The sequence below is a fragment of the Herbaspirillum chlorophenolicum genome (assembly GCF_001189955.1).
GTDB classification, from domain to species: domain Bacteria; phylum Pseudomonadota; class Gammaproteobacteria; order Burkholderiales; family Burkholderiaceae_D; genus Herbaspirillum; species Herbaspirillum chlorophenolicum.
On the sequence record NZ_LFLT01000155.1, the window covers coordinates 1 to 903 of the forward strand.

1 pseudogene is annotated in these 903 nt (G+C 54.7%); it reads right to left on the reverse strand.

The features are described from left to right. Positions 1–141 precede the first annotated feature (141 nt). Positions 142–695 (reverse strand): annotated as a pseudogene (locus AKL28_RS23655) (acyloxyacyl hydrolase). Between the last annotated feature and the right edge of the window lie 208 nt (positions 696–903).

Sequence of the window (903 nt, forward strand, 5' to 3'; positions counted from 1 at the left end):
ATTCCCCATTCCTACTCCCGGCCAAACTCACCGGCAACATCGCTTCTCTCTCCATGCCAAGGACACAGGCAGCTCCCACTCCACAATAAAAAAGCCGGCTTATGCCGGCTTTTTTATCACTGCGAATTTTCGCTACGGATCTTAGAACTTGTATGCCACACGCGCCACGGCAAAGTTCACGCCGCCGTTAGGTTCCTTGATGCCACCGTTCGAAAAGTGCTGCAAGCGGATACCCAGATCCAGGCCGTTGGTGAACACATAGCCGGCGCCGATATGGTCGCCGAACTGGAATGCAGTCGACAGAACCTTGTCGTTGTTGCGATACAGCTTGGAGAACAGGTGAACGCCGATACCGGCTTCGCCATAAAAACCCTTGCCATCGTCACGCTGGAAGCGCAGCACCGGAGTCAGGCCGATATCGGCCAGATTGCCGCTGCTATTCGTGTTGTTATAGTGGTTCATGCGCCAGTTCGCCAGCGACAGATCCCAGTAGCCACCGATATGCGTGCCGTTCGACTGCCAGAAATTCCAGTTCTGGCCCAGGTCCACTGGGCGCCGAGGCGAACCAGCTGGGTGTTGTTACCGGTGCCGTATTCCAGGGACACGCCGTCAATGGCGTAGCTCGGCGCTTGGACAGCGATGGAGGCAATGCCGACGAATGCAAGTTTGGCGACCAGGCTCTTCAATTTAGTCATAGGTATTCTTTCGACGCGTAAATAGTATGGATGGAAGTCGGTGTCAGACGAAATCTGGTGCGGATACTGCATCCGCGATAACGCAGTATTTTCTCACAATCATCGCAAATGCATACTCGCGTGTCTGATTTTGGCCTCGTTCACATCGGATGCCTCCGCGGCCGATGAAAAAGAGCGGCGCAACCGGGAGCGAGACGATGGATTTCAA